Here is a 2,983-nt window from a genome sequence, read left to right on the forward strand (position 1 = left end):
CGCGGCCGGGGCGGGCTGCGGTTGGGCGGGCTTCACCCCCGCGCCGGCGCCCGCGGCGATGGACCCCAGCAGCGCGCCGGGCGCGACCTCCGCGCCCTCGGCCGCGGCGATCGCCTCCAGCACGCCGGCGGAAGGCGCGTTGACCTCCACCGTCACCTTGTCGGTCTCGAGTTCCACCAGCGGCTCATCGGCCGCGACCGCCTCGCCGGCCTTCTTGAGCCAGCGGGCGACGGTGGCGGAGGAGACGCTCTCGCCGAGGGTGGGAACGAGGATGTCGGTCATGATCTGCCGTCCATTGTCTGCCGGTGCGCGCTCAGACCCCGAGGGCCGCGCGCACCAGGGCGTCCTGCTGCTGCTGGTGCACTTTCGCGAGGCCCGTGGCCGGGCTCGCCGCTTCCTCGCGGCCCACGAAGTCGGGCCGCTTCGCCTGGATCTCGAGGGTCTTGAGCACGCCCTCGATCCGCCGGTCCATGAAGGTCCAGGCGCCCATGTTCTCCGGCTCCTCCTGGCACCACACCACCTCCGCGTTGCGGTAGGGGGCGAGCGCCTTGGCCAGGCTGTTGCGCGGGAAGGGGAACATCTGCTCGACGCGCACGATCGCGACGTCGTCGATGCCGCGGTCGCGCCGTTCCTGGAGCAGGTCGTAGTAGACCTTGCCGGTGCACAGCACGACGCGCTTCACCTTCTCCTCCGGCGCGATCGCGTCGGTCTCGGGGATCACGTAGCGGAAGGCGCTGCCCGGGGCGAAATCCGACAGGCTGCTGACAGCGAGCTTGTGGCGCAGCAGCGACTTTGGCGTCATCAGGATCAGTGGCTTGCGGTAGTTCGCCTTGATCTGCCGGCGCAGCGCGTGGAAGTAGTTGGCCGGCGTCGTGAAGTTGCACACGCGCATGTTGCGTTCGGCGCAGAGCTGCAGGTAGCGCTCGAGGCGCGCCGAGGAATGTTCCGGCCCCTGGCCTTCGTAGCCGTGCGGCAGCAGCATCACGAGGCCCGACATGCGCAGCCACTTGGTCTCGCCGCTGGCGATGAACTGGTCGATGATGACCTGCGCACCGTTGGCGAAGTCGCCGAACTGGCCTTCCCAGATCGTCAGCGTGTGCGGGTCCGCCAGCGAATAGCCGTAGTCGAAGCCGAGCACGCCGAATTCGGCGAGCAGGGAGTTGAACGCCTCGAACTTCGGCTGGCCGTCGCGGATGTTGTTCAGCGGCACGTATTCCGCCTGGCTGCCCTGGTCGATCAGGTAGGCGTGGCGGTGGCTGAAGGTGCCGCGCTGCACGTCCTCCCCCGACAGGCGCACGCGGTGGCCTTCGAGCAGCAGCGTGCCGAAGGCGAGCGCCTCGCCGGTCGCCCAGTCGAGACCTTCCCCGGTCTCGATCGCCTGCTTCTTGGCTTCGAGTTGGCGGGCGATCTTGGGGTTCACGGCGAATTCGGACGGCACGCGGCAGAGTGCGGCGCCCACTTCGCGCAGCGTGTCGAGCGGCACGGCGGTCTCGTGCAGCTTCTCGACCTCCTCACCCGCCGTGGCGGACTTCAGGCCCGTCCAATGTCCCTCAAGCCAGTCCGCCTTGTTCGGGCGGAAGGATTGCGCGGCCTGGAAGGCGTCCTCGAGCCGGGCATTGAAGGCGTCGTACATCGCCTTCGAGTCCTCGGCCGACAGGCTGCCCTCGCGCGCCAGCTTGTCCGCGTACAGGGTGCGCGTCGTGCGCATCTCCTTGATGCGGTTGTACATGATGGGCTGGGTGAAGGCGGGCTCGTCGCTCTCGTTGTGGCCGTGGCGGCGGTAGCAGACGATGTCGAGCACGATGTCCGCGCCGAAGGTCATGCGGAATTCCGCCGCCATCCTCGCGCAGAACACCACCGCTTCCGGGTCGTCGCCGTTCACGTGCAGGATCGGCGCCTGGATCGCCTTGGCCACGTCGGTGCAGTACAGCCCGGAATAGGCGTGCGCGGCGACCGTCGTGAAGCCGATCTGGTTGTTGGTCACGATATGGACCGTGCCGCCGGTGCGGTAGCCGATGAGCTGGCTCATCGCCAGCGTCTCGTACACCACGCCCTGGCCGGCGAAGGCGGCATCGCCATGCAGCAGGATGCCCATCACCGACCGCCGGCCCTTGGTGTCGCCGGCCATGTCCTGGCGCGCGCGCACCTTGCCCACGACGACCGGATCGACCGCTTCCAGATGCGAGGGGTTGGGCTGGAGCGAGAGGTGGACCATCCGCCCGGCGATCTCGACATCGGTCGAGGTGCCGAGGTGGTACTTCACGTCGCCCGAGCCCTGCACGTCGTCCGGATTGGCGCCGACGCCCTTGAACTCGGAGAAGACCTGCACGTAGGGCTTGCGCACCACGTTCACCAGCACGTTCAGCCGGCCGCGATGGGCCATGCCGATCGCGATTTCCTTCACGCCTTCCTTCGCCGCCGTCTCGATGACGGTCTCGAGCGCGGGGATGGTGCTTTCGCCGCCTTCCAGGCCGAAGCGCTTGGTGCCGACGAACTTGCGCGCGCAGAAGCTCTCGAAGCCCTCCGCATCGGTCAGGTCGGACAGGATGCGCTTCTTGGCCTCGGCATCGAAGGCGGTCAGCCAGGGCGCGCCCTCGATCCGGCGCTGGATCCAGGACTTCTGGTCCGGGTCCTGGATGTGCATGAACTCGACGCCGATCGAGCCGCAATAGGAGGCGCGGCAGATCGCGATGATCTCCCGCAGCGTCGCAGTTTCCTTGCCGAGGACGAAGTCGAGGAAGATCTCGCGGTCGAGGTCGGCCTCGGTGAAGCCGTAGGACTTGGGGTCGAGTTCCGGATGCGGCTTGGGCTTGGTCAGGCCGAGCGGGTCGAGCTGAGCTTCCAGATGCCCGCGCACGCGATAGGAGCGGATAAGCATCAGCGCGCGGATCGAATCGAGCACCGCGCGGCGCGTCGCCTCGGGGTCCGCCGCGGCCGCGCCGGGCTTGGCCGGCTTGGCGGCGGGCTTCTCGGGCTCGGGGCC

General features: G+C 68.6%; 2 protein-coding genes. Both read right to left on the reverse strand.

The window, feature by feature from the left end; translation table 11 throughout:
• Positions 1–285 (reverse strand): biotin/lipoyl-containing protein (locus HW577_RS23105; RefSeq protein WP_332837795.1); only part of this gene is annotated, 285 nt, incomplete at its 3' end.
• A gap of 28 nt (positions 286–313) precedes the next feature.
• Positions 314–2,983: 2-oxoglutarate dehydrogenase E1 component (locus HW577_RS23110; protein WP_198378461.1), on the reverse strand; the 2,670-nt coding region annotated here is incomplete at its 5' end.

This window comes from Neoroseomonas rubea (assembly GCF_016106015.1).
Classification (GTDB): domain Bacteria; phylum Pseudomonadota; class Alphaproteobacteria; order Acetobacterales; family Acetobacteraceae; genus Neoroseomonas; species Neoroseomonas rubea.